The sequence below is a fragment of the Calditrichota bacterium genome (assembly GCA_016867835.1).
Taxonomy (GTDB): Bacteria; Electryoneota; AABM5-125-24; order Hatepunaeales; family Hatepunaeaceae; genus VGIQ01.
In genome coordinates this window covers 1-24,600 of the sequence record VGIQ01000034.1, presented here as the reverse complement: position 1 = coordinate 24,600, position 24,600 = coordinate 1, and the positions used below count along the sequence as shown (strand labels likewise).

The window sequence follows — 24,600 nt, the reverse complement described above, 5'->3', positions numbered from 1 at the left end:
GTCCAAGCCCGCCGAGTTTCAATCCTCACCCGGCCTTTCGACCGGGTGCAACCACTAGCCTGGGCTATGCTGTCCGCCGCAAATCGTGTTTCAATCCTCACCCGGCCTTTCGACCGGGTGCAACCTATGCTGTCCGCCGCAAATCGCGAAGCTTGGAAGTTTCAATCCTCACCCGGCCTTTCGACCGGGTGCAACTCCCCCAATTTATCTTCAGTGCCCGTCAAAGGTTTCTCACTCGTTTCCGCGAACCCGGTTCGAGCCACTTCCAAGCCCCCGCCAGAATTTCGCAAAAACGGGCAGAAACCCTTGCTGGACAGGCAACGCGAACCCCAAGCACGGAGGAAGATACCCGAAGGTTCGCGCAATCTCGTCACAACACCACTCCCTTGCTAATATCGATCAACGACTGACACCCCCAACTCTCGACATTCCGATCCAACGGCTCCTCAATGTGGTAAATCCGCAGACTATCCTCCTCTTCATTGATAATCTTCAACAACGCAATGACGAGACTCGTGTATTGTGATGGAGTCAAGTCAACCTCGAAGACCGACTTCTGCGCTCGCTGGCCGAAATTCTTACAAGCCTGTGCCACCTTTCGCAATCGCCGACGCCCCTCCTTCGTCTCCGTGTTGACGTCGTAGCAAACGAGGTAAAGCATTTGAAAACTCTACGCTAAGACAAATGGTGGATACTCCTCCAACTCCCCTCGAATGAAACGCGCGAGCAACCGCGCCTGAAGATGCGGCACCAGCCCCAGTGGGATCTTACGACCCGAAGCAGGATGCCCGACAACGTCCCGCTTGCGCTCAACATAGGACAATAACACTCTCTTCCGTGCCTCGTCGGTGAACTGAACCGCTCCACCCGACCGAACAATGAAATCTCGTGGCATTACCTGTTTTCGGTTGATCAACGTCAACGCCAGCCGATCCCCCAGTATGGGCCTAAACTCCTCCGCCAAATCGAGCGCCAACGAAACCCTGCCGGCCCGCAATGTGTGGAGAAAGCCGGCCTGCGGATCGAGTCCAACCCCCTCCAGAGCCGAACGACAATCGTGCACGATCAGCGTATAAAGAAACGATAGAAGTGCGTTCGACGCATCGAGCGGAGGTCGGCGACTGCGGCCGGCAATCGAAAAGCAATCCCGATCCGCCAACAGCATATGGTTGAAGACCCCAAACCATAGATGCGCCGCCTCTCCCTCAATCCCACGCACCACAGCGATATCCGAAGCCGTCCTGAGGCGGTCAAGGCTTACCCTCAATCTGCTTCCAGTTGCACGCAATGCCTCCTCCGATGCCGCATCGCCGCTCTCACGCGCCGCGCGCATTATGTTCCGACGCGTATTCTCGATCTTGCCGGCTACGAAGTTCCTCGCCAGCGCGGTCGTCTTCGCTTCATTTCCCAGCGCGATATATTGCGCCTGCCGCAACAGGACATTTCCCGAAACGGGACCCTCCACCCGCGCCCGAAAACGCCCATTACTGTCGAGAAACGTGATCGTCCGGCCGTCAGCCGCGCAACGGGCGATTAAGGCATATGAAAGCGTTATCCGCCCACAGAGGACGATGCTCGAAAATGCCAGCAGCGGAAGCGTTTTGGTCGGCTCTTCTTCCCGCTCGACCACTACCGTGTCATGATCGAGTTTGAGATATGCCGGCTCAGTCGTGATGAACAGGGTGTTAAGTGCAACTTCCACTATGGCTCCTTTGCGGCAAAGCAATCCTCCGCCGCTCTTCGAATCCGCCCGCGATTCTCACTCGCCAATAGATCAGGCGCGCACAACTCCAGCAGCGAGCACTTGTCGCAGCGTCGGTCGTTCGTTGGCGGCGGAGTAATGCCAGCGACCAAAGCCGCCCGCACCTTTTCAATCAAGATGAGCGTCGCCTGCTTCAGTTGATCATCGATGTCCACCTCCTTCCGCTTGTGTGCCTTGAGGGAGTAGATTGCACCTCTCGGGATCGCGATTCCAAACATCTCCTCTAAGCAGGTTGCTTGTGCGCATATTTGAACCGCGAAATGTGCCATTCCGCCGCGGCTGCCGTGCTTGTATTCAACCGGAAAAGGAACTCCCCCGGGGAACTCGACCAGATCGGCTTTACCCCTCAAGCCGTAGCGACGAGACCAGACAGGCAGCGCCCGCTCCCAACGGACACCGTCCTCGATGCCCGAAGTCGGTTCATCAACGCGCTCATGCCCGGCAGTGCCTCTCAAGGTTTCGACGCTCTCGGCCCACTCGCCCTCGATGTATATCAAGGCGAACTGGCGCGGACAGTAGGAGTAGTGCTCGAGCATCGAGAGGAGGACGACCGGCCTTCCGGCGAGGTCGTCCTCCCACTCCTCTGACTGCGACTTCACCCGACCAATCGCGTAAAGGAGACTCCCTCGAAGCCGGCAACCGCGCCTTCCGGTGGAACCGCCATTTCGTAGTCACCGAAACTGCGCGGCGGTTTGTCCGGTTTGTGCAGGTTGATGGCGACGGACTCAAAGAGCCGGTGCGCAGGCGCGTTGCCAGTCGGCCGGTCGTGACTGAAGACGAACAGACCTTTTAGTCCCATCAACCCCCGGGCGGCCGAGCGGTCGAGTTCGAACATATTTTCGACCGCCTCCCAGAAGAGCGCGAGGTCGTCGCTCGAGAAGCCGGCTTTCTTCGCCAGAAGCGGGTTGAAGAAACCGTAGGCGCGGTAGAGGCCGTAAGGCAGGAGGGCTTTGCGGCCCATCGTTCCATGCGTCGCCTTCTCGTCATCGGATTCGCGTGGTTTTTCACCACTATTCTCCAACGCTATGCGCGTTATGGAGATGTCGTGAGCGAACACCGGATCAATGGAGCGGGCGAAGGTCAACTGCATTGGCCCGCGAACCTGACCGCAGTTGTACCCTTCACCCTTCTTGCCCACGAGAACCGCTCCGAAGGTGCGAATGTCGAAGAAGTTCTTGCACATATAGTACTGTGCAAGAGACTGTTTATCGCCTTTGTCGCCCTCGCCTTTAGTTAGACCGTGGGCATCGAATGCCTCTTTCTTAAAGTCCTGCAGGTATGTTCTCGATTGAACATAGATGCGGAAAGGGGCATTGTTGTGTTTGGTCGCCACATAGTCCCGCACCTTTCGCTTGAGGCAGACGTCGGTGACAATGCCCTGACCGGTTTCGGGATCGGTGCGGGGCAGGTTGTCGTTGTCGGGATCGCCGTTCGGGTTGCCGTCGGAGACGTCGAACAGCAGGATGAAGTCGTGACGCTTGGCAGCGTCGTTGGTCAGTGCAGACATAGATCATTCCTCCGTTTGGTTTGATGTGTCGGTTGTTTCGTCCGCAGACTTCTTCTGGAAATGGCTCGCCTTCTGATGCCAATAGCCGAGCACGAAGAGCCCCTGCTCCTCGGCCGTCAGGCGCGACTTGAAGGCGTGCTGTGGACTGAGCAGCCCCAGAATCTCACCCAGGCGCTTCTCGAAATTGACCGCCATACCTTTCTTATCGCGGTGCAATTTCGGAAGATGTGCTTGCCGGGCGCGGGCAATGAGGCGGGGGAGCGCCGACACGGGCGTCGAGACGGCCGTCCCGAACGTCCGTTCGACGCTGTTCACGCCGCTCGCCGCCTCCTCCTGTATCCGCTCCAGTTCGTGGAAGAGCCGCCCGTAGAGATAGGCCGGCTCGTCGAGTTGGGGGTCGAGTTTGACCATCCAGTCCTCCGTGATGTGTTTATGGTTTTGCTGCTTGAGCGATATGAGGCAGAGTTTGATGAGCGCTGCTTGCGCATGGCTGACGTGGGTGCGGCTGTCGTTGAATTTCTTGCCGACCGCGCAGCGGCGGATTGCCGTCGTTAGCAGCGCTGGAGGCAGCGGGTCGCCTTTCAATGCGTGATCGACGAGGGCGAGCGTCACCCACGGCGCCAGTTGGTCGAGGTCGCGGACGGTGCCGCCAGCGAGGGCGATCAGTTTGTGCCAAGGTTGCTCTCGGCCTCCCGTGATCTCCTGCGCTTTGAAGTAGCGCGCCAGCGACGTCTTGACCGACGGCAGGGAGGCTTCGATCCAGTTCTTGACGACTGCTCGCCCGCCCGATCCCGTCAGGGCGAAGCAGTAGAATTGATCGGCATGCATCGTTACGGAGTGCCCGCCCCTACCCCGATAAGCACTCTCGAACAGCACGCCGACGTCCGCCTCTGTCGGTTGGTCGAAGAGGCGGTTCAAATCGAACGGATCGTCGTCGCGCGTCCAGTATAGGAAGACCGCTTTGCTTCCGAGGCGAAAGTTGTGCTGCGCGGTGGAAATGAGGTGGTTGATAGCATTGTGGGTTGTTTCGGCGCAATCCAAACAGATGGGTGCGTTTTGGGCTCGCTGAAGTCCGAATGACTCAAAAGCGTCATCGTTGAAACTGACGAGGGCGACACCGGAAGGCTGGCCGCCAGGCACTCGCTTCAATGGCACCGGGATGTTAAGGAGAAGCGACCGATCTGCTTGACCGCAGACTGAACATATTCCCCTCTTGTCCGAGCGTTCCAACATTGCAGCCCCTTGTGAGGCAATCCAATACTCTCGCACTGCGGCCAATTCAATCGGAAAGACGCCGTTGACCTTGAAGGTAACGTTGTGTCCGCCCTCGATCGGCTTAAGGTCGGGGTGGGTGAGGTTGTCGTCCCGCTCATAGAACTTGGCCACTCCTCGCACTGATGAATGATCCACCGACGCCGCGCAGGTCACGACCGCCTCTTTGAACGCACAATGCATCTCCGCAATGCGGTCCTCTTTGTCTTTGCGAGCGTCGCTCACTTTGGACAGGACATATTCTGCTGTGTCAGCAAAAAGACCCGGCTTGATGGCGTTGGCGCGTTTGCCGGTAAGGTTGGGGTTGGGTGTCATTCGCACGATCCCGCGCGGGTTCTCTTTATTGGTTGTCGGAATCACGCTCAAAAGGTTGCCCTTAGCATCCAAGTCGAGCACCCAGGCGATACTCATCGGCGCATAGCCGGATTGCGCCAACTCCACCCTCCCCGCGAACTCCTTGAGTTTTTTCAGGATCATTGTTCTCTCCTTCCAGCCCAGCGCAGTTGGGCGTATAACTCCTGCGGTATGTTGAGGACTCCGGCTTCGAGCCGAGCCTCAAAGAAGAGGGGTGTGCCGGTTCCAGGGCAGGCATTGCCCCCCCACCCGGCCGGCTTCGGGTCGTAATCGTTGTCGAAGAACATTGGGCCGAGGTCCTGGTCGGCGTCGAAGCCTGTAATCGGCTGCTCCTCACCGGTCGGCAGGCGGAATTCGGCGGCAAACTCCCGGCAGCCAAGATAGGGCCGATGGAACGCTGCTCCCCGGATCACCCGTCGGCGGAATTGATCTCGATAGGCGGCGATATCCTTGTCGGAACGAGGATTCAAGACCATTTCGGCGCGGAGCAGGTAGCCGACGTCACGTAGTCCGAGCGTCGCCCGCTGCGTCCGCTTGTCTTCGACTTCAATCGGAGACGACCTGTCGGAAGCGCGCGCTGCCACCTCATTTCGTTTGATCGAGAACCACCGGATCGGGTTCAGCACAGCGATGCTGACTACTCGCCAATGGATCTCCGGCTTCCAAAATATCGCCTCCAGCGCTCCTCGCGCTGCCGACGGCGTCATCACCGGATAACTGACCCGCTCCACCTTCATTTCCGGTCGAGTGAAGCAGGCATATTCGCCCCTGATGACGACTTCAAGCAAGTTGTTGTTCATTCTCCTTATCCTGATTTGACGTTATAAAATATGGCTTTCTGGATTTTGTTCAATGCGCGCAATACCGACCAATGAGTCGTATTTCCCCATCCAACAGAGGATGCCATCCAGTTCCACTACCAATCCATTCCTTCTTGCCTTTTCAACTTGATGCTGATAGAGTTCGGCTGTATAAGGTTGCAGCGCACTGAAGATGCGGCGCGGTTCACGGGCAGATTTCTCCTGCACTTGCCTCACTCGTTCGTCCGCACTTTGGTCGCCATATCCGACAACCACCGACTCTTTCCAGTCGTCTTCGATTATGGAGAATTTCGCGGCAACCTCAGGAAAATTAAGAACTCTTTGATCCCTAAGTTCTTGTATTTTCTTGGCATCGAGACCTTTGCTACCCTGCAGGATGTAGAGTTCCGAAAAGTAGTCGGGGAAAGTCTTGGGGTCGTCAGGATCGAAGGCATTCCGTCTAAAGATCGACACAAATGCACCGGCTCCCGTTTCGAACACTCCGCGCGGCATTCTACCCTCGGCCGGTTGGAAGACGATCATCCGTCCCCCTCGTTCCCCCAGCCTACCCTCGCGATTGCATCGCCCAGCCGCTTGAACAATCCGGTCGAGCGGTCCTACCGCCCTCAACACCAGCGGGAAGTCTATGTCAACCCCTGCCTCGACGATCTGGGTGGTGACCAATCGGCACGGACGTCCTTCCTTGAGTAAGGTCTTGATCTTTTCAATGACTTTTCGACGATGAGCACCGCATAGGTAGGTTGAGAGGTAGAGGGCGCTGCCGCCGCGCTCATTTAAGCATTCGAACAACTTGAGCGAATCGGCTCGTGTGTTGACGATGGTCATCGCCTGTTCGTTTGCCATCATCTCTTCCGCGACCCGCTCCCACGACCACGGCTCGGAAATCTCGACTTCATAGCGCACCCGGCGGAGTTTCTGATATAGTCTTTCGGGTTTATCTATGATTGGTGTCGGTGTAAGCCGATAAGCACTCTTGATGCTGTCGAGCGCCGGCTGAGTGGCGGACGAAAGCAGCAATGTTACACCGTAACTCTCGGTCAACTGTTTCAAGACGTCGCAAATCGGGTCAAGGAATCCGACCGGCAGCGTCTGAACCTCATCGAGGATAATGATGCTGCCAGCTATATTGTGTAGTTTGCGGCAAGCAGAAGTTGAATTGGCAAAGAGGCTGTCGAAGAGTTGAACTGTCGTGGTGAGAATAATCGGGGCATCCCAGTTCTCAGCCGCAAGGCGACGTCTTGTCTCCTCAATGGATTCAGTTCCCTCGGCGCTCTCGACATAACTGCCAGCGCCGGTGTAGTGCTCAAGAAACGCTTCCACGCCGAATATTTCTCGATATTCGTCTGCCATCTGGTCGAGGATACTGGTGAAAGGCAAGGCAACGATAATGCGCTTCTTGTTGTGCGCGACCGCATGGGTCAAGGCGAAGACAAGAGCGGCGCGAGTCTTCCCTCCCCCGGTCGGGACCGTCAGGCTGAACTGTGAAGATGCGCTCTCTCCTGCCCGGCAAGACGCATCGAACACTTTATTCCTCAGGTCGAACAGACTCGGTTCAAGACCAAACTCCTTCGCCTTCGTCGTCAGAAATTCGGCGTGATTGAGAAAGAAACGTTCCTTGAGTTGGGAGATGTCAGGGTAGTTTGTTTCGGCGCGGATATCTCCCTTCCGTTCAACATCGAAGTGCCGCTCGGTATCGAGGAAGTCGGCGTCGATCAGACATGAGAAGAGCATTCTTATATGAAGATCAAGGGCGGTAGTAGGATGCAAAGGTAGGTGCGAATGATCGCCGCGAGTGAAGCATCTTACGTCGATCTCGGAGAGTAGCCTATCGACAAGGCGAGATGCATCCTGTCCATTCATTCTCATTGCGGGATTCAAATCAGCCTTGCTCGGCAGCCCGCCATGATGACCGGCTATAGCAAAAGCGACATCATGCCATCCCGATTGATAGGCATAGAACGCACCTTCATATTTGTGGGGTACACATTTGCGCGACTCGTTGAGCAGTTTCTCTTGGAATTCGATCTTGACTTTGCCCAGATCGTGCCAGATGCCAGCCCAATGTGCCGCGCCTTGCATCGATTCGCTAAATGCGTAACAAGAAGCACGATCTGCGACCGCGCGAAGGTGATCCGCCAGCGAATGAGTTTCACCGGTGTCGTTACTGCTGTGCGCGATTAGGCGAGGCGACATTTGGCAATATTATAAAATACCTTTTGAAACCAGGCGAAAGAGTGCGATAGGCTGATCCATTCGTCATACTGCAGCAAGAGCCACATAGGATGATTTGAGCCACACACTGAACTTACTGCGCCCATTGTCCATTCGTCCTTCTCGTCCTTGCGGAAGCGCCAGAGCCTGCCTGCCTTGAACCACGGCCCGCCTTCCGATTGGTCTGACCAAGGGCAGAAGTCCGCTCAATCGCCTGTGACGCCTACAAATTATCAGCGTCCTCCTTCGGTGTTCGAGGTTGATTCGCTCGTTGCTTCCGGCACAAGAAGCTCCGGTTGCGCTGCAGGCTGAGTAGGCTGGTGATTGGCTCCACTGTTCGGGCTGGGCGAAGAATAAGTAATGTAGAGAATGATCTGGCCGCCTGTCAAGCGGTCGCACCGGTAGGAACACATCCTTCTTTCTTCCCGCTTCGCTTTACCCTCTCCACCAATGACTTGCATTCGCCCCCACCTGCACCGCACCTTTGTCGCATAACAAAGTCGTTATCCGACAAGAGGTTAAGCGGGATTCCTATGTTCGCCATCCAACAGGGACGCTTCGGCGTCGAAATCGAACCGCCGGCGTCGATAGAGCCCGGATCGTCGAATCCGTAGCCGCTTCCACCGGCGGCACCATCACCGCCACCCATCATTCCACGTTGCTCCGGAGATGATCCAGCCTCTCTACGAGTGGTATGTCCAACACGCCGAGTCGTTGGTCCCGGTCAGGCGTCACGACGAATACGTGATTCAATATCGGGCATATTGGGCCGCATTCGGAGCCGATACGACCGTCAAGCAGTAATGGAAGCGGCGTCTTATGACCATCGCTTAGCGCTCCGCGCTGAAAGAGGCTTCACGGCGGTCAAGAATTGTGGAATCGGAGAAGTCGAGGTCGCTAATGAAGAACCGTCCGCATTGAGCCTCGCCATCCGCGATGAGTGGCAGCGGGCGTTGGTCTCGGCGCTATCAGATCTCGATGCTCTCCACCGCGAGGTGGTCGCGCTGCGCTTCTATGGAAACTTCAGATTGGAAGAAATTGCAGAGGCTTTGGATTTGCCCATAGGCACGGTGAAGTCGCGTCTTTTTTATGCTGTCAAGAAGATAAGGAAGAATATACTTGCAATGGAGATGGCATGATTTCACATCCAAGCGAAGATGCACTGCTAAGATATTGTCTTGAACTTAGCGAGTCGAACGAGACGGAATCCTGCAGGATACATTTGGAAGAATGTGCGACTTGCAGAGAACGGCTGAAGGCAGTTGAAAGCGATATAGAGTCAATAAGGTGCCTTGATCTGACATGGGGCCAGCCGGACTACCGCGTTCCATTGAGGAGGAAATGGATAGGCACATTCCGAAATGCTGCTGTCTTTGCAATTGCTGTTCTAACGCTCGGATACTTAACGAAGGAGTTTCGCTGTCCTATCGACCGTTGGAACATCATTCCCTTTCAACAAAGTCCAAGCAATCAAGTGGATGTGGTTCATTTCTGGGACGCCTGCCCTCCAAGCGATCTTGCTGTCTACAGGTAGAGTCCTTTCGACTTTCAGTTTTCGCATTACAAGCCGATTCTTCTGAATCAGTGGCGAAGCGGCGGAGCGATTTCTGGCCGGTCAGCAGGTGGCGGGAAGGCCGCCATCAGCGTTGGAAATTGTCCGACGGGATATCTTGATATGGGTCGCATTCCTCGGGGAGAATCGAAAATGCGATCTGCTGCGACAGGAGGATATCCTGCGCTTCCTCCAAAGCGACGCGGTCGTCAGGAAATATGGCGGCAAGCCCCGTTCGCATCGCTCCGTCGTGCATTCACCATTCCGTCGCGCCGATTGTCCTATTCGACGGGATTTTATTTGCGAAAATATCTTGCCAACCGCCCGCAGGGTATTCCGCGGGATGCGCTCTTCTGCACGGCTTCGTATCGCGACATCACCCCGCGTCAGATCAACGCGCTGCTGCAACGATGGGCGGGGTCGGCGGGCATAGGCAGCGTTTCGCCCCGCATCCTGCGCTATGCCCTGGCGTTGCGGGGGGGGGTGTAGCAAAAAAAATCGTCACATCGTCACGCTTGTGGCGTATCTGATGCTATGGTAAGGAGATACAGTGTGACGGAAAGGTGACGGAAGGGTGACGGAAGGTGACGGATGCGCTTACTTCACGAGCACCACCCGCCGCGTTCTGATGCCTGAAGCCCCGTTAAGGGCGAGCATGTACTGCCCCGAGGGGAGCGCGCCGGCGTTGAAGTGAAGTTGATGCGGGCCGAAAGGCAGGAAGCCTTCCTTTAGGAGCATCACCTCGGCGCCGCGGAGATCGTATAGCCGCAAGGCCCAATGACCGGGACGAGGGAGGGTGTAGTGAAGTTGGAGCGTTGTATTGAACGGGTTGGGGAAGGCGGAAAGGTGCATCGCGTAGGGCGGGATTCCGATCCCGCCGTCGTCGGGAACGGCGAGAGGTACGCCGCGACCGGACATCGTTATGGAAAGCGAACTGTCGGCGTAGAAGAACGTCAACGTATCGGCGTAGTCGCGCTCATCGGATGGGCGGAAGAAGAGGCGAAAGGCAAGTGTGTCGGTCGGATTGATACGCACCGGGAAGTCGAGGTCGTGCGCGTAGAGGCGAATTCCAATTCGCCCATCGTCCCCCACCGCAAACGACGCCGAATCGAGGACGACATATCTTCTGCCATAGTTGTATAGGCGGCATTCGAGGGAAGTGACGGTATCAAGCGGCACCTCTCCGAATTCGAGCGCATCGGTCAATGCATCCAGTTCGTAAGGCGGTTTGTAAGGATCGGGAGCAGTGCGGATCAATCCAAAGGGAATCCCTTCTCTAAAATGGAAAATACCAAGTAAATAGCCACCATCTTCCATTGGCAATACTGCATTTCCTATGGCGCCAATAGGCCGGTAGAAAGTTCGCCAAACCCGCTCACCGAAGTAGTCAGTGCGCCAGAATTGGGCCGAACCAGAATAGCCGATGATAGCATATCCTCCATCGGGAGTCTCCAGCAATTGCCTGACACCATTGGCACGCATATCATCGTAAAGCCTATACCAGAGTAGCTCCCTATCTTCACCAATATGCATAAGAAAAGGATAATAATCAATTCCCCCTCCGCCGAACCGAGAAGATCCGGCCAGGATCCAACCCCCCGCTGAAGAAGGGATCGAAGTCCAAGATTGCTCCGCCGTTTGGTTATCATCTAAATATATCTGCTGCCATATAAGTTCGCCATCCGAATCGGTTCTTGCAGCATAAACATTGCTCCGATCGGTTGTAAATCCGGCAAGAAAGAAGCCGCCGTCTGAAGTGAGGTGCGCCCTTGTAAGTCGACCTTCAAAATTTCTCCGCCAGATGAGACCTCCATCTTCTGAGGTTATCTTGTATAACGACCGGTAAGAAACAAAGACGAAATTGCCATCATTTGCCAAAATTATATTCATCTCACCCGGACCTGGCGAATTGAAACCATCCCTTTCAAGAAAATACCTCATCCAGACGAGGTTTCCAAACTTATCAATTCGCAACGCCACTATTCCTAAGCGTGATCCCGCGAGCGTAAATCCACTGTCCGGTAGTTGGCATATAGCATAAAGCCTATCCCCCCCATCTTGCCCATCGATGTTGGCGTGAAACAGCCGATACCATATCTGCCTTGCAAAAGTATCCGAGATCGCAACCTTGAAATCGCTGTCCCATCGTCCATCGCCACGCTCATTGGTGCCATAGCCGGCATAGGCAAGATTACCGTCGAATGTGCGAATGACGCGAGTAATATCTCCAAAATCTACACGATTATTCTGCCGATCCCGTAAGGGTTGCGTCCACAGAGTATCGGGCTGACAAAAGCCGGCGATGGGGATGGCGACAAGCGCCATCCCAACAAATGTTAGGCGCTGCAGCATACTACTTGACCAGCAGCAGTTTTTGCGTGTGGACCGTGTTGGCTGCCTCGGCCTTCAGGAAATAGACGCCTGCAGGAAGACCCTCTGCCTTCCAGCCGACGGTATGGGTTCCAGCGGCAAAATGCCGTATTCCCGACTGCACTTCTCGCCCCGAAACGTCGTAAATCCCTAATCTCACCAGCCCCGCCTCTGGAAGCGAGAAGGTGAACCTTGTGGATGAGTTGAAGGGATTAGGATAGGCGGCGAGTAATTCGAACCGTTTGGGTGCGGTATTGCTCTCCGCCTTCGCAAGTCTTTCCGCATAAATCGCCTCGACCCGCTCCATGTTGGCAGCGATGCGAGCGTCCAAACTGCCCAAAGCGTCAACTTCGTGCCCGTCGATGTCCATTTGGACAAGCAGCCGGTCGGTGTCGAGGAAGAGCGCCTCGACCTCGTCTTCGGTATCATCAATCAAGGCGTCATACTCTGCAACCGCCTCTTGGAGCAGTCCCTCGTATCTAAGACATTTCACCGCAGATTTGCGTGCTGTCCAAGAAAGTTGGGGATGTTCTTCAGCGCAGGACGCGGTGAGTTCGAGGTATTCATCCCGCAGCGCGCCCATATCTGAGCCGATAGTAAACTCAACCCGGCGAAGAATGCGGGCCGCGGCCGGCGCTTTGGAATGTCCGGGTTCGTTGGTCATCCAGTAACGCATCCGGTCGCGAGCCGTTTCGAGATCGCCTTCCCTTAGAGCGAACAGACCCTCCTCGAACGCGTTTTCAGGCGTGCGGGCGCTCGCCAGCAGGTCGCCGAGACGGTTTGGCTCCATCATTTCCGGTTCGATCAATAGATCATCTACGAGAATGACGCCCTGCAGGCGCTTCTTGCCGGCTTCAAGGAAGTCTTTCGACCAGCGGTAGTAGAGGCCGGTTGCCAAACCTTCGCGGCGGCAGATTTCAGCGATGGCGGTTTCGCCGCGCAGACCTTCGAGGATGATGCGGATCTTGTCATCGGCAGAATACTTCTTGCCCGCGACGCGCTTGATGTCGCAGGCCACCGCTACCGGCTTGGATGCCGACCTTGGATATGTAGCGACCTTGGTCTTGCTTCTGGGCTTCATAGCCTCTCCTGAGTGGTGTTGTTAACAAGGTAATATCGTTTCCGATTTCCTCAAAACCACTCCTTAGATTCTTGCCTAAAACTGTCCACGATGTGCTGAAGTCAAACAGTCCCAACACCGGCTGGGGGATGCCCGGCAGCCCCATAGGCCCGCGGGTGAACGACACCCAGTTGTTGAGGACGCTGAAGGCGATGACCTGGAATGCAAACGTCGCGATGACGAAGTAGTCGTCCCGAATCCGCAGCGATGGCAACCCCACCGGAATGCCCAAGAGGCTGCTGAAGGCGACCGCGCAGACTATGTTCAGCAGGAGCGGCGTGCCCAACTTCAGCGCCATCAGTGCGGCGGTGTAGGCGCCGACGCCGTAGAATGCGGCGTGCGCGATGGAGCGCATCCACGAATGCGACCATCTGCATAATCTTCCTATCGTTGAGTTTGTCTCTGGGTTATGATCCATTCCACCCAGTCGGTCAGTCCGGCGCCGGTTTTCGCCGAAATGGTGAGGATATCGAGAGCGCCGTTGATTTGCCCCAGATTGAACAGAAGTTTCTCCCTATCAAGATCGAGATGTCTTTCAATATCTGCCTTACTCAGCAGGCATAATTGACACTCGCGAAACATCAGCGGGTATTTCAAGGGTTTGTCTTCACCTTCAGGGAGCGATAGCACTACTACCTTGCGGTCCTCTCCGAGATAAAACTCCGCCGGGCAAACAAGATTGCCGATGTTCTCTATGAACAGGATGTCTATATTTTTCAGGTTGAGGTGCGAGAGCGCGGCCTGCACGAGATGGGAGCCAACGTGGCAGTCGCCGCCGAATGGTTCGGTATTAGCCTGGACTATAGGAATATCCAGGGCACTCAAGCGGTCGCTGTCAAGGGTTGTTGTGATATCCCCTTCAATCACAGCAGATGCGAGCGAGCGACTCCTGAGGATGGGGATGGTATGCTCCAGAATCGTTGTTTTACCAGAACCGGGTGAACCCATCAGGTTTATCACAAAGACATTATTGCGGTCGAAGAACGCCCGATTCTCCTCCGCCCTGGCGTTTGACTCCTCGAGAACGTCGCGGATTATGGGTATATCCATATTGACTCCTGGTTGATTAAACAGTTCAAAGGGGTGTTGACTCACGCTCTTCCATGCTTTTTCCGTCATCGATCCGTATTCCGTTCAGGAAGATTCCCCGTCCCCTTAATAACTCTACATGCCTGTCGCCGCATTCCGGGCAGACAAACACCGGCAGATCCAGGCCGAACTCAAGGTCACATCCGGGACATCTGCATCTAACAGCCATGGTCTCTATCTTAAGTTCAGCTACAGGCATCCCATGCGAAGCCTTGACGGCGTCAAACATGAACTGCAGACTTTCAGGCACGACGGCATCGAGTTGACCCACCTGAACATGGATCTCTATCACCGATTCCGGCTCTACGCCCGGCGGCAGGGACTTCTTGGCGGAGCCGACAACCGATTCGGCTATGAACAGCTCATGCATGATCGTTTATCCAGTCTTGGGCAGACAATCCAGTTACAAGATGGATCAGCAGATTCGCGGCAGGAGTTCACCGGTGGGTCGGAGCAGTCTCCTCATTCCTCCCGAAGCGGTCTGTAGCCGGACGGCCCCCGCTCCGTCTGAAGTGACTTCGCCTATTATCGCCGCGTCCCTGCCTAGAGGGTGTTGCTTTAGCAGTTGGAGCGCCATGCGGGCATCTTCGCCCTTTGCCACAATCACAACTTTGCCCTCGCTCGCCAGATGCAGGGGATCAAAGCCCAGTATCTCGCAGACAGCGAGCACCTCCGCCTTTACCGGAATGTCTTCTTCACGGATTAACACCCCAAAAGATTGGGAATCTACCAGCTCAATAAGGACTGAGGCAGCGCCTCCACGGGTGGGATCGCGCATCCATTTGACGGTGGGCGGTCCATGCAGCAGGTGCGCGATCAGCCCGTTCAGTGGCGCACAGTCGCTGACCACGGCGGCGTCGAGCCCCAGGCTTGCTCGCGCGTTCAGGATTGCGACGCCATGGTCGCCCAGAGTTCCCGACACCAGGATGGCGTCTCCGGGTTCAATGGGCTGTTCCGACAATCCCCTGCCCAGGGGACAGGCACCAATTCCTGCCGTATTGATAAACAGGCCGTCGCATTCGCCGCGGGTGACCACCTTGGTGTCACCAGTCACAATCTTCACGCCTGCCAGATTTGCCGTATCGGCTGCGGAGGCAACGATCCGCTCCAGCAGCCTTAGATCAAGTCCCTCCTCGATGATGAGGCCGATCGAGAGATACTGCGGCCAGGCGCCCATGACGGCGAGATCATTCACCGTGCCGCAGATGCAGAGCCTGCCTATATCTCCGCCGGGGAACTCCAACGGCTTGACTACATAGGAATCGGTGGTGAACGCCATCCGGCTGCCATTGGAAGTTAGCAGAGCCGCATCCGCTAATTTCGCGAGCTCGGGGCTGTCGAAGTAGCGTAGGAACAGGTCACGAATCAGTCGGCGCATCGCTTCGCCGCCAGCGCCATGTCCCAAAGTGACAATTTTATCGTTCATCGGCTACCGGGGCGAAGTGGTAAACTGCGGCGCAGGCGCCTTCCGACGAGACCATACAGGCTCCGCAGGGTTCTTCAGGGGTGCAGGCGGTTGCGAAAAGGGCACAATCGTCTGGACGGCACACACCGCGCAGAACCTCGCCGCATCTGCACCCCGGATGTTCGCGGATGGGCTCGACTTCAACCTGGATGTGCGTCGCATCCAGATAACTAAATTCATCCGCGAGACTGAGGCCGCTCAGCGATATGGAACCGAAGCCGCGCCACTCCATATCGCAGGACTTGAACACCCGGGAGATGGCTTTCTGCGCGTGCAAATTGCCCTCGGAGCGCACCACGCGGAGGTATTGATTTTCTACCTTGGCGCGCCCCTCGTTAATCTGGCGGCAGAGCATCAGAATGGTCTCCATCAAGTCCAACGGTTCGAAGCCGGAGACCACGCACGGGACAGCGAACCTGTGTGCGATAAACTGAAAATCCGCCATCCCGGTCACGGTAGTTACATGCCCCGGAAGTATCAGGCCGTCTATGTGGACATCAGGCGCGGACAACAGGGCTGCAAGAGCGCACGGCATGGTCTTCAGAGCTGACAGCATGCGGAAGTTGGCCGGTCCGTCGCGAGCACACTCCTGCACCACAGCGGCGATGGTGCAGGCTGTGGTTTCAAACCCTATGCCGAGAAAGACCACCGTTCTTTCTGGATGTTGCCGAGTCCAATAAAGGGCGTCCATCGGGGAGTAGAAGACGCGCACATCCCCACCCCTGGCTCTAATCTGTGCCAGAGATTGAGTCGATCCGGGCACACGGACCAAGTCGCCAAAAGTGGCGATTGTCACCCCGGACAACCTCGCCAACGCAACCGCGTGGTCGATAAATCCATTGGGAGTGACACACACCGGACACCCCGGACCGGATGTCAACTCGATCCAGTCAGGCAGTAGATCACGCAGGGCGAAGCGGTAGATGGCTTCGGTGTGCCCGCCGCAGACTTCCATCAACCGGATGGGACGGTCAATACGCAGTCTTTTAATCTCATTCGCAACCTTCCTCATCAAATGCGGATTGCGATATGCGGAACCAGCGCTCAAGATTCCATCGCTCCAATCTTGTCTAACAAATCCATTGTGCGCTCCGCTTCATCCTCGTCGAGAATCTCAATCGCATATCCGGTGTGGACAATGACGTATTGACCGACATTTGCTTCCGGAGTCAGTGTGAGCATCACCTGGCGACGCACTCCGCCAATCTCTCCAATACCCCAATCGCCGCTACGGGACAGGAGTTTCATCGGCAATGCCAGGCACATAATCTACCTCACCTGTGAATCGGCTACTACCGCCTGCCCGAGCGCAACGCCACCGTCGTTTGAAGGAACCTCCCGGTGGGTCAACACCTGAAATCCTCCCGACTTGAGTCGTTCAAGGAAGCCCGACAACAGGAAGGCATTCTGAAAGCACCCGCCGCTCAAGGCGATGGTATTCACTCCGCAGCGTTCACGGGTCATCCGGCAGATCCTGGCGAAGCCATCCACGATCCACTCGTGGAAGCGGCGGGAGATGATCGCCGGGGATGTGGCTGCCTGCAGATCTTCAACAAGTGCCTGAAACATCGGGGAGGGGGAGAGAATCATTCTCTCCTTCCCGACTTCAATATCTACCGGATATGGCCTTTCAGGCTGCGGCGAGATCATCCACTCCAATTGTGCAGCAGCCTGCCCCTCGTATTGGTGGCGGGTCCCGAAGAAGAGAAGGGCTGCAACTGCGTCGAACAGTCTACCCAGACTGGTGGTTAAGGGACAATAGCCTTCAAGCAGGTGTGGATTTAAGAGCATTTCCAGGTTCTTGTTGCCCACTTGTTCCCGCACCATCGTGACAAACCGGAGCGGCAAACCAAGCCAGCGTTCGCCAAAGATATGATGGAGCCACGCCGAAGCCATTCTCCAGGGCTGTTTGGACGCCAACTCGCCGCCCGGCATCGGAATTGGCAGGAGATGACCGACGCGCTCGTATCCCGTGGCGTTCCCCACTAAAACCTCGCCTCCCCAGATTGTCCCATCTGTCCCGTAACCTGTCCCGTCAAGGCACAAACCTATTGCCGGTGCGGCTTCACCATTCTCAACCAGACATGCCGCCAGATGTGCGTGATGGTGCTGCACCTTGATCAGCAGTGTGTTATTTTTACGGCACCAGTCTTCCGCCAGGCGGGTGGTGGTGTAGTCCGGATGCAAGTCGCAGGCACACAATTCTATCCGGGCGTTGAACAGCCTGATGAGGTGATCCATCGCACGCCGGTGGGCTACCCATGATCCCTCAGAGTCCATGTCGCCGATATGTTGGGAGAGTATTGCCGAATTCCCCCTGCCGAGGCAGATGGTGTTTTTATGCTGGGGGCCGAATGCGAGGACATCCCGCCGGAAGCCGCCCGACACCCGGATCGGTCCTGGAACATACCCGCGTGCACGCCTTATAAATCTCGGCTTTGAAGAGATCAGCCTCACTACTGAATCATCGGCGAAGATGTGTATCTCGCGGTCGTGAACCAGCGCCGCGTCGGCGGTGGCGCGCAGGCGTCCCAATGCATCGTCCTGCTTGTATGCCATCGGCTCTCCATCCAGGTTGGCGCTGGTCATCACCAGGGGCGAGCCAAACCGTTCCAGTATTATAAGATGAAGCGGGGAGTAGGGGAGCACCGCTCCGATTAGAGGATTGTCCGGAGCAACTGATGGAGCCGCCGGGCATTCGGCGCGTTTACTCAGCAACATGATGGGAGCTGCGGGTGAAGTTAGCAGCTTTTCCTCTTCGGCTGAGACTTCGCACCAGCGATGAACAGCATCCAGATCCGGGAACATTACAGCAAAAGGCTTCTCGTAGCGCCTCTTGCGGAGGCGCAGCTTCTGCACAGTTGGCTCATCCCGGCAGTCGCAGGCGAGGTGTAAGCCACCGATTCCCTGCAACAGGATGATCTTTCGCTCTCTGAGGGCCTTCACCACCAGGCCGACGGCGTCATCACCATTCCCGCAGGTATTCCAACCGCTGGCGCTCAATTCCAGGAAGGTCAACTTTGGCCCACAGTTCGGGCATGCGACTGGCTGGGCGTGGAAACGACGGTCTGAAGGATTCGCATATTCTGCGCCGCACTCGGGGCACATCACAAAGGAGCTCATCGTGGTCAGGGGGCGGTCATAAGGCAGTCCACTGGTAATAGTAAACCTGGGACCGCAGTTGGTGCAGTTGATGAAGGGATGCGCAAATCTCCGATCCTGCGGATCGTGCATCTCACGGCGGCAATCGGGGCAAATCGCAATGTCGGGTGGAATCCCTGTGGAAGTCTCTTGAAGGCGAATGCTGGGCAGAATCTCGAAATCGGCATATCCTGCGGGGGGAAGAGTGGAGACGGTGACCGCGTCAAGTTGAGCTGCGGGTGGTGAGGCATCGCGGATCAAGCCCAGGAATGCGAGAAGTTGTCTTTCCGGTCCCTGGGCGTGAATAAGAACGCCGCCGTTGTCGTTCAATACTGAGCCTGTCAATCGGCAACGCTTGGCTAGGTTGTAAATGAAAGGGCGGAACCCCACTCCCTGAACGATGCCACTGATGCGGATTGCCACATGTCGGATGTCCGCGCCGAAACCGATGCTTCCCACGGACAGTTTTTGATCTGCCGTCACTATGTCGGTTCCACAATCCATCAGAAATCCTGCATTCCGCGCCGCATCCAATCCCGACCATTCGGGATCAGGCCTTGGTTCCCGGCTTGAAAGCGAAGTCCCATGCCGTCAGCGTGGGAGGAACCGGGTAGACTCCGGCTCCTGAGCATTGCGGGCAGGGGTTCTTATCTGTTTGGCGAACCTCGATCAGCCCCGTGCCATGACAGGCGTAGCAATTCTTGCCGCCCGCGTCAAATCCCTTGCCGGCGCAGTGTGGGCAGTAGTGAGCGTGGTCGGGCGTGAGGCAGCGATTGTCCACCCAGCCGCGACCGTGGCACTTCGGGCAGGGTTTGGGCTCCATTGCCATCGGTAGTGAACTTTTTTTGTTTTTCATGCGCATCCCCTCAGATTCTGCATTATCCATTTCGCCACAAGCCGGACAGTGTCTTCCACCGCTTCCTGCACCGGCTCGGAAAGCACCTCGCCGAATTGCTCCAAATCCTCCGCCTCAACTGCGATTACCTCGATCTCGTTGGGAAAGTCCAGCTCCATGCGCCTGCCCAACTCGATGGCAGAGGACAGGCTGATCTGGTGGCTGGTGGTCAGATGCCAACTGGCAGCCAGGTCTGCCGCTGGAAAACGATGTAAAGTTCCCACCGGAGCGCGCCCGGTGTGGATGGTGTCCACGATCAACACCCGCTGCCTGCCTGCAAGCAGATCCAAAAGCGCAAATCCCGCCAGTGGCGCAAATATGACTTCAATATCATCCGGCAGAAAGCCATCACTGGATAATCGCCGCGCCACCTCGGGGCCGAATCCATCGTCGCCGAGTAGCTCATTACCCAGGCAGAGGATCAGGGTGTTTTTTACACTTGATAATTCCACTGGGTAGAGTTAATTTTCAGATTACTGGACGGTAAGGAATGTCTGTTTTACTAGTTCGGCAATAATGCTTTCAAGGTCACAGCAAATCCTACATCGCCCCTGTCGGCGCCGGCGCCCCAGCCTTTGATCAACTCGTTCTGCAGGTAAAAAAACCTGCTTGCTTGAAATCCTGCAAAGAGGCTTGTGCCGTATTCACCCTTGACCAGCCTTTTACCCAGGCTGGAACTGCTCTGGGCGCTCTCGTATTCCGCACCCAAACCCACCAGTGCGCCGCCGGGCATCAGGTAAAACGCCCCGCCATGCCCGCGCAGCAACAGCTTCGCCTCGCGTCCGAACGCAGCCACCGGGTGCGCGACCAGGGTATATTTCTTTACCTGCCAGATATTCGGGGTCGAAAACTCAAGCTGGCTGGAACTCCCGTCGGTAGCGGTATGGCACTCTAAAATGAAGTCCAAGTTGTAGATGCCCCGGTATTGTCCAATCACACCATAGACCGCTCGGGCGCCCCATTCGTCGAATCCGAAGCGGGTGCGCTCCTTTTCGCTCGAAGACAGGACGCCTTGAATTGACACCCGTTCGGCGATTCCGTAATAGACGTTCAGGTTACCCACAAACTGATCCGGTTCGCCCCCGCGCAAATCGTATATGGAGTATTCGCCGGCGCCATCGAAAGCCAGCATCCGATGGGGATAGACCATTCCCCTGCCCTGCATGAACAGGTAGGTGTCAAAGCAGGCATGGCTGGTTTGAGGCGTTGATACCAATGCCAGCGCTCCAAACAGAGCGATTATGGAAATGTTCTTCATTGGATATACTACCCGGTTAGTTCCTGGACGCGCTTTGCACGACTTCACCGGTCGCCGCGTCGTGGACTATCACCTCCAACGGCATCTGTCCTGCCAGGGTGTGCGTTGCGCAGCCGAAGCAGGGATCGTAGGCTCTGAAGGCCATTTCAATGCGGTTGATGACGCTGTCGGTGATTTCAGAACCCTTTGTAATAAGCCCCTCCGCCGCGCGTTTGATGGACATGGTGATGGGAGCGTAATTGTTGGTGGTGCCCACAATCAGGTTGGCTTCGGTGATAATGCCGTGCTCGTCGGTCTTATAGTGATGCGTCAGCGTGCCCCTCGGCGCTTCCACAATGCCGACGCCTTCGCCGACGATTCCCTGGGGCGGGTTGTGGATCTTGTCGGAAGTGATTTCGTCGTCCTTAGCCAATTCCAGGGTCGCCTCGCTGGCTTGCATGAGTTCAATGATGCGAGCCCAGTGGGTCGCCAATGTGGCATTGACCGGCGTTCGACCGCTTTTATCGCCGGTCAGGGTCTCGTAGAAGCGTTCGTATTCGGCCTGCGCCAGTGGGGTCGCCATCCCTTCCGAGGCGTTCAGGCGCGCCAACGGGGTCGCTTTATAGACGCCGGAATCCACCCCGTCCACAAATCCCTTCCAGCCGATCTTTTTCAGAAAGGGATATTTCAGGTAGGTGAACGGTTCGACGTGCTCGGCGACGAATTGCAGGTAGTCCTTGGGCTCATACTTGCAATGCTCCCGGCCGTCGGGGCCCACCACCCGGACGCGCCCGTCGTAGAAGTCCACCTGGCTTCTGTCGTTTACCAGGCCCATATTATAAGTCTGGTGGGCATAGACATCGGACAATATCAATTCCACATAAGCTTTATTTGCCAGCACGATGTCGTCGAATACCTTGATGGTGAACTTGGCAAACTCCACCATCTTTTTGCCGATCTCGACGAGCTCTTCCTGTTCTTCTTTGGAGATGCGTTTCGCCATTCCGCCGGGCAGGGCGGTTACGGGATGAATCTTTTTGCCGCCGACGATCTCTATCACCCGCTGTCCCCGCGCGCGTTGGGCGATGACTGCCTTGCCTGCGTCCAGGCCGACCTTGGCGATTACACCGAGGATGTTGCGTTCACCCGGGGGCGCGTCGGGGCCGCACACAAAGTCAGGACCCGCCAGCGCGTAAAAATGCACTGTGTGATCGCCGGCGTAGAAGCCGTTGTATAACAGTCGGCGCAGCTTGATCGCCGCAGGTGGCGGGATCACGCCATAGACAGCGTCGGTCGCCTTGGCAGCCGCCATGTGATGCGCGTCGGGGCAAACGCCGCAGATTCGAGTGGTGATACGGCACATCTCCTCCACCGGTCGCCCCTGGCAGAACTTCTCAAACCCACGCAGTTCGGGAATCTGGAAATAGCAGTTCGCCAGGGAACCGTCGTCGTTCACGAAAAGATGAATCTTGCCGTGACCCTCCAACCGGGTGATGGGATCTATGGCGATACTCTTCATACCTGCGCCCTCCTCAGCATGGATTCCGGCAGACTGAACCTGTAAAACGTCCCCACCGGGTCGGGGATGGCCGCGATGATATTTTCAATTTCCTTTGGATCCTTGGATTCAATAACGCTCGCCAGCGCCGAAACCATCTTGGCGCCCTGGTCGCGGACGTTGACGGGCTTGCCGTAGCAACCGCGGCAGGGGACCCCGGCGGAAACGCACTTGGCGCCACAGCCGGAGCGCGTTGCCGGACCGCAGCAGACGATGCCCTGCTCTATCAGACATAGGTTCGGGTCGGGCACGATCTCGAACGGTCGGATGAATTTGGTGATCTTCTTAACGTCTTTGGATCGTTGGCATTCGTCGCAGCAGGTCTTTTCGCCTGCGCCCAGCACTGTCCCCTTGGGCGGCAAAGGCTTGCCGTTCTTAAGTATGTCTATCACCGCCCCCACCACTTCGGCGATCTTGTCGGACTGCGGCGGGCAGCCCGGAATGATGTAATCCACGTCCACCACCTGCGTCAGCGGCCTGACCGTGTTCCACATCTCCGGGATGGTGATCACCCCTTCTGGAACCTGACAAAGCGTTTGGGGCATGATGCCTTGCGGATTGTCAACTGAGGGGGATTTTAGGTAGACATAATCCCAGATGTCCTGCCGGGTGGTCAAGTTCGCCAACCCCGGGATGCAGCCGTCCGAAGCGCAACTGCCGAAGGCGCAGAGCACCACCGACTTCTCCCGCAACAGTTGGGCGATCTCAAAGTTCTCACTGCTGCGGATGGCGCCGTTGAACAGCGTCAGGGTGATGGACTTGTCGGGCAGCGCGCGGACGTCTTTATATTTAAAGTCAGCGGCGCAAGGCCAGAGCGCCAAATCAAAGAAGTCCGCGACGTCCAGTATCTTGGTTTCAATGTCCAGAATGGCGATGTCGCAGCCGCCGCAGGACGCCGCCCAGTATATCGCGAGTTTGGGTTTGCTCACGTGTCCTCCCGCTTGGATGCAGTAATCATGCCGGAACCGCCTTTGCCGCGATCCTTTCATGGTGAGGCGCGACCGTCTCAACTGGATTGAAAGACCATTCCTGCGGCTTGAAAGGTCCCAGCGCGCGGATTTGTTCGGTGAATTCGGTGACCACCTCCTGGAAGCGACCTCCCTCCGAAGCAGACACCCACTCCAGTCTCAGGCGGTTGGGATCAATTCCCAGCCCCTGCAAAAGGTTCTTAAGCAGCGGGATGCGGCGCATACACTTGTAGTTGCCCTCCACGTAGTGGCAGTCGCCCGGATGGCATCCGCAGACCAGCACTCCATCCGCGCCCAGTCGGAGCGCGTCCAGCACGAAGCCTGGATCCACCCGTCCGCTGCACATCACCCTCACACCGATCACGTTGGGAGGGTATTTCATCCGGGCGGTCCCGGCAAGGTCAGCGCCGGTGTAGCTGCACCAATTGCACAATATGCTCAGTATTTTGGGCTCGAAACTCATGCGAGTATCCCTTCGATTTGGGCGTAGATTTGCTCGTCGGTGAAGTGGCGCGCCAGGATGGCACCGCTGGGGCAGGCCGCCGCGCAGGTGCCGCAGGCTTTGCACAGCGCTGAATTCACCACGCTGACGCCCTTGGCTTCATCAAAGGTGACGGCGCTGTAAGGGCACAGCCCATTGCATATCTTGCAGCCGCTGCAGAACTCCTCCCGCACAACTGCGTAGGCGGCGTCCAGGAAGAGTTCGCCCTGGTTGAGTATCTTAATCACCTGCCCCGCGGCGGCGTTGCCCTGCGCCACTGTATCGGGGATGTCCTTGGGTCCCTGGCATACACCCGCGATGTAGATGCCTTCCGTGGTAGTGGAAACCGGAGCCAGCTTGGGATGCGCCTCGATAAACCACCCGTCGGCGCCCGCCGATATGTTCAGCTTGCGGGCGAGTTCCGGAGCGTCCCTGCGCGCCTCCAGTGCGGTGCAGAGGACTACCATATCCACCGGTATCTCGCGGAACTTGCTGATCAAGGTGTCTTCGCAACAGACGACCAGCCCGCCCTCATCCCGGTATTTCGCTGGAGCGGGGACGATTGCCGCCCCCTTTCCGCGGATTACATACACCCCTTCATCGAGCAGCCGCTGGTAGAACTCCTCGTAACCCTTGCCGAAGGCGCGCATGTCGATGTAGAGCTGATAGACCTCGGCATTAGTCTTCTCCTTCACCAGGTGGGCGAACTTGAGGGCATACATACAGCAAACGCGGCTGCAGTAGCGGTGGTAGTTTTCATCGCGGCTGCCGATGCAGTGCAATATGGCGATGGAGCG

At 56.7% G+C, this 24,600-nt stretch carries 25 protein-coding genes; 3 read left to right on the top strand and 22 right to left on the bottom strand.

The annotated features are described in order from the left end of the window. Positions 1-370: 370 nt before the first annotated feature. The 7 genes from cas2 to cas3 are packed head-to-tail and all read right to left on the bottom strand — an operon-like array spanning position 371 to position 7,909. Positions 371-661 (bottom strand): CRISPR-associated endonuclease Cas2, encoded by a 291-nt coding sequence (cas2, locus tag FJY67_05490; protein MBM3328913.1) that lies wholly within the window; start codon positions 659-661, stop codon positions 371-373. A gap of 9 nt (positions 662-670) precedes the next feature. Continuing rightward, the gene (gene cas1c, locus FJY67_05485) at positions 671-1,702 is read right to left on the bottom strand and encodes a type I-C CRISPR-associated endonuclease Cas1 (GenBank protein MBM3328912.1); all 1,032 of its coding nucleotides are present in this window, start codon (positions 1,700-1,702) and stop codon (positions 671-673) included. After that, positions 1,702-2,298, bottom strand: a complete 597-nt coding sequence (gene cas4, locus FJY67_05480; GenBank protein MBM3328911.1) for a CRISPR-associated protein Cas4 — start codon at positions 2,296-2,298, stop codon at positions 1,702-1,704. The genes cas1c and cas4 overlap by 1 nt, the downstream gene beginning before the upstream one ends. A gap of 59 nt (positions 2,299-2,357) precedes the next feature. Beyond that, positions 2,358-3,269, bottom strand: coding sequence for a type I-C CRISPR-associated protein Cas7/Csd2 (gene cas7c / locus FJY67_05475; GenBank protein ID MBM3328910.1), 912 nt, complete (start codon positions 3,267-3,269; stop codon positions 2,358-2,360). Between the two features lie 3 nt (positions 3,270-3,272). Beyond that, positions 3,273-5,018: a type I-C CRISPR-associated protein Cas8c/Csd1 gene (gene cas8c, locus FJY67_05470; protein MBM3328909.1), complete on the bottom strand. Its 1,746-nt coding sequence runs from the start codon at positions 5,016-5,018 to the stop codon at positions 3,273-3,275. Next, entirely contained in the window at positions 5,015-5,695 is a 681-nt protein-coding gene (gene cas5c / locus FJY67_05465) for a type I-C CRISPR-associated protein Cas5 (GenBank protein MBM3328908.1), read from the bottom strand. Before cas5c ends, cas8c begins: the two co-directional genes overlap by 4 nt. 21 nt (positions 5,696-5,716) lie before the next feature. Next, positions 5,717-7,909, bottom strand: coding sequence for a CRISPR-associated helicase Cas3' (cas3, locus tag FJY67_05460; protein MBM3328907.1), 2,193 nt, complete (start codon positions 7,907-7,909; stop codon positions 5,717-5,719). A 502-nt stretch (positions 7,910-8,411) separates the two neighbouring features. On the opposite strand from cas3, the gene FJY67_05455 reads away from it, so the two are divergent. The 3 genes from FJY67_05455 to FJY67_05445 all read left to right on the top strand — a co-directional run bounded on the left by FJY67_05455 (position 8,412) and on the right by FJY67_05445 (position 9,968). Further along, positions 8,412-8,600: a hypothetical protein gene (locus FJY67_05455; protein ID MBM3328906.1), complete on the top strand. Its 189-nt coding sequence runs from the start codon at positions 8,412-8,414 to the stop codon at positions 8,598-8,600. 91 nt (positions 8,601-8,691) lie between these two features. Beyond that, complete coding sequence (locus tag FJY67_05450) at positions 8,692-9,066, top strand: sigma-70 family RNA polymerase sigma factor (protein MBM3328905.1); 375 nt, start codon at positions 8,692-8,694, stop codon at positions 9,064-9,066. A gap of 566 nt (positions 9,067-9,632) precedes the next feature. Beyond that, complete coding sequence (locus tag FJY67_05445; protein ID MBM3328904.1) at positions 9,633-9,968, top strand: hypothetical protein; 336 nt, start codon at positions 9,633-9,635, stop codon at positions 9,966-9,968. A gap of 108 nt (positions 9,969-10,076) precedes the next feature. Here the strand turns inward: FJY67_05445 and FJY67_05440 are convergent, their stop codons facing one another. The 15 genes from FJY67_05440 to FJY67_05370 all read right to left on the bottom strand — a co-directional run. Continuing rightward, positions 10,077-11,831: a T9SS type A sorting domain-containing protein gene (locus FJY67_05440; protein MBM3328903.1), complete on the bottom strand. Its 1,755-nt coding sequence runs from the start codon at positions 11,829-11,831 to the stop codon at positions 10,077-10,079. 1 nt (position 11,832) lies between these two features. Beyond that, a complete protein-coding gene (locus FJY67_05435; protein MBM3328902.1) occupies positions 11,833-12,930 on the bottom strand; it encodes a T9SS type A sorting domain-containing protein in 1,098 nt (365 codons plus the stop codon). After that, positions 12,818-13,315 carry a branched-chain amino acid ABC transporter permease gene (locus FJY67_05430; GenBank protein MBM3328901.1) on the bottom strand — a complete coding sequence of 166 codons (498 nt, stop codon included), beginning with the start codon at positions 13,313-13,315 and terminating at the stop codon, positions 12,818-12,820. The genes FJY67_05435 and FJY67_05430 overlap by 113 nt, the downstream gene beginning before the upstream one ends. A gap of 38 nt (positions 13,316-13,353) precedes the next feature. Then, positions 13,354-14,019 (bottom strand): hydrogenase nickel incorporation protein HypB, encoded by a 666-nt coding sequence (gene hypB, locus FJY67_05425; GenBank protein MBM3328900.1) that lies wholly within the window; start codon positions 14,017-14,019, stop codon positions 13,354-13,356. A 25-nt stretch (positions 14,020-14,044) separates the two neighbouring features. After that, positions 14,045-14,428, bottom strand: coding sequence for a hydrogenase maturation nickel metallochaperone HypA (locus FJY67_05420; GenBank protein MBM3328899.1), 384 nt, complete (start codon positions 14,426-14,428; stop codon positions 14,045-14,047). Positions 14,429-14,473: 45 nt separating this feature from the next. Continuing rightward, positions 14,474-15,484, bottom strand: coding sequence for a hydrogenase expression/formation protein HypE (gene hypE / locus FJY67_05415; protein MBM3328898.1), 1,011 nt, complete (start codon positions 15,482-15,484; stop codon positions 14,474-14,476). Further along, positions 15,474-16,535 (bottom strand): hydrogenase formation protein HypD, encoded by a 1,062-nt coding sequence (gene hypD, locus FJY67_05410; protein ID MBM3328897.1) that lies wholly within the window; start codon positions 16,533-16,535, stop codon positions 15,474-15,476. The genes hypE and hypD overlap by 11 nt, the downstream gene beginning before the upstream one ends. Before the next feature lie 32 nt (positions 16,536-16,567). Next, complete coding sequence (locus FJY67_05405) at positions 16,568-16,789, bottom strand: HypC/HybG/HupF family hydrogenase formation chaperone (protein MBM3328896.1); 222 nt, start codon at positions 16,787-16,789, stop codon at positions 16,568-16,570. A gap of 3 nt (positions 16,790-16,792) precedes the next feature. Then, the gene (gene hypF, locus FJY67_05400) at positions 16,793-19,168 is read right to left on the bottom strand and encodes a carbamoyltransferase HypF (protein MBM3328895.1); all 2,376 of its coding nucleotides are present in this window, start codon (positions 19,166-19,168) and stop codon (positions 16,793-16,795) included. 348 nt (positions 19,169-19,516) lie between these two features. Beyond that, entirely contained in the window at positions 19,517-20,011 is a 495-nt protein-coding gene (locus FJY67_05395) for a hydrogenase maturation protease (GenBank protein MBM3328894.1), read from the bottom strand. Positions 20,012-20,061: 50 nt separating this feature from the next. After that, positions 20,062-20,817 (bottom strand): hypothetical protein, encoded by a 756-nt coding sequence (locus tag FJY67_05390; protein ID MBM3328893.1) that lies wholly within the window; start codon positions 20,815-20,817, stop codon positions 20,062-20,064. Between the two features lie 16 nt (positions 20,818-20,833). Beyond that, complete coding sequence (locus tag FJY67_05385; protein ID MBM3328892.1) at positions 20,834-22,315, bottom strand: Ni/Fe hydrogenase subunit alpha; 1,482 nt, start codon at positions 22,313-22,315, stop codon at positions 20,834-20,836. Beyond that, complete coding sequence (locus FJY67_05380; GenBank protein ID MBM3328891.1) at positions 22,312-23,343, bottom strand: oxidoreductase; 1,032 nt, start codon at positions 23,341-23,343, stop codon at positions 22,312-22,314. The genes FJY67_05385 and FJY67_05380 overlap by 4 nt, the downstream gene beginning before the upstream one ends. Further along, a complete protein-coding gene (locus tag FJY67_05375; GenBank protein MBM3328890.1) occupies positions 23,309-23,785 on the bottom strand; it encodes a hydrogenase iron-sulfur subunit in 477 nt (158 codons plus the stop codon). Before FJY67_05375 ends, FJY67_05380 begins: the two co-directional genes overlap by 35 nt. Continuing rightward, on the bottom strand, positions 23,782-24,600 hold an 819-nt coding region (locus FJY67_05370), incomplete at its 5' end, for a CoB--CoM heterodisulfide reductase iron-sulfur subunit A family protein (GenBank protein ID MBM3328889.1). The genes FJY67_05370 and FJY67_05375, both read right to left, overlap by 4 nt.

What these genes read in the sequence shown, in the direction of transcription:
- cas3 (MBM3328907.1), bottom strand. Translation starts at nt 7,909, where the DNA reads ATGTCGCCTCGCCTAATCGCGCACAGCAGTAACGACACCGGTGAAACT.
- hypB (MBM3328900.1), bottom strand. Translation starts at nt 14,019, where the DNA reads ATGGATATACCCATAATCCGCGACGTTCTCGAGGAGTCAAACGCCAGG.
- cas8c (MBM3328909.1), bottom strand. Translation starts at nt 5,018, where the DNA reads ATGATCCTGAAAAAACTCAAGGAGTTCGCGGGGAGGGTGGAGTTGGCG.
- FJY67_05380 (MBM3328891.1), bottom strand. Translation starts at nt 23,343, where the DNA reads ATGAAAGGATCGCGGCAAAGGCGGTTCCGGCATGATTACTGCATCCAA.
- hypF (MBM3328895.1), bottom strand. Translation starts at nt 19,168, where the DNA reads ATGGATTGTGGAACCGACATAGTGACGGCAGATCAAAAACTGTCCGTG.
- FJY67_05435 (MBM3328902.1), bottom strand. Translation starts at nt 12,930, where the DNA reads ATGAAGCCCAGAAGCAAGACCAAGGTCGCTACATATCCAAGGTCGGCA.
- FJY67_05390 (MBM3328893.1), bottom strand. Translation starts at nt 20,817, where the DNA reads ATGAAGAACATTTCCATAATCGCTCTGTTTGGAGCGCTGGCATTGGTA.
- cas4 (MBM3328911.1), bottom strand. Translation starts at nt 2,298, where the DNA reads ATGCTCGAGCACTACTCCTACTGTCCGCGCCAGTTCGCCTTGATATAC.
- hypE (MBM3328898.1), bottom strand. Translation starts at nt 15,484, where the DNA reads ATGAACGATAAAATTGTCACTTTGGGACATGGCGCTGGCGGCGAAGCG.
- FJY67_05405 (MBM3328896.1), bottom strand. Translation starts at nt 16,789, where the DNA reads ATGTGCCTGGCATTGCCGATGAAACTCCTGTCCCGTAGCGGCGATTGG.
- FJY67_05440 (MBM3328903.1), bottom strand. Translation starts at nt 11,831, where the DNA reads ATGCTGCAGCGCCTAACATTTGTTGGGATGGCGCTTGTCGCCATCCCC.
- FJY67_05375 (MBM3328890.1), bottom strand. Translation starts at nt 23,785, where the DNA reads ATGAGTTTCGAGCCCAAAATACTGAGCATATTGTGCAATTGGTGCAGC.
- FJY67_05385 (MBM3328892.1), bottom strand. Translation starts at nt 22,315, where the DNA reads ATGAAGAGTATCGCCATAGATCCCATCACCCGGTTGGAGGGTCACGGC.
- FJY67_05420 (MBM3328899.1), bottom strand. Translation starts at nt 14,428, where the DNA reads ATGCATGAGCTGTTCATAGCCGAATCGGTTGTCGGCTCCGCCAAGAAG.
- cas5c (MBM3328908.1), bottom strand. Translation starts at nt 5,695, where the DNA reads ATGAACAACAACTTGCTTGAAGTCGTCATCAGGGGCGAATATGCCTGC.
- cas2 (MBM3328913.1), bottom strand. Translation starts at nt 661, where the DNA reads ATGCTTTACCTCGTTTGCTACGACGTCAACACGGAGACGAAGGAGGGG.
- cas7c (MBM3328910.1), bottom strand. Translation starts at nt 3,269, where the DNA reads ATGTCTGCACTGACCAACGACGCTGCCAAGCGTCACGACTTCATCCTG.
- FJY67_05445 (MBM3328904.1), top strand. Translation starts at nt 9,633, where the DNA reads ATGCGATCTGCTGCGACAGGAGGATATCCTGCGCTTCCTCCAAAGCGA.
- hypD (MBM3328897.1), bottom strand. Translation starts at nt 16,535, where the DNA reads ATGAGGAAGGTTGCGAATGAGATTAAAAGACTGCGTATTGACCGTCCC.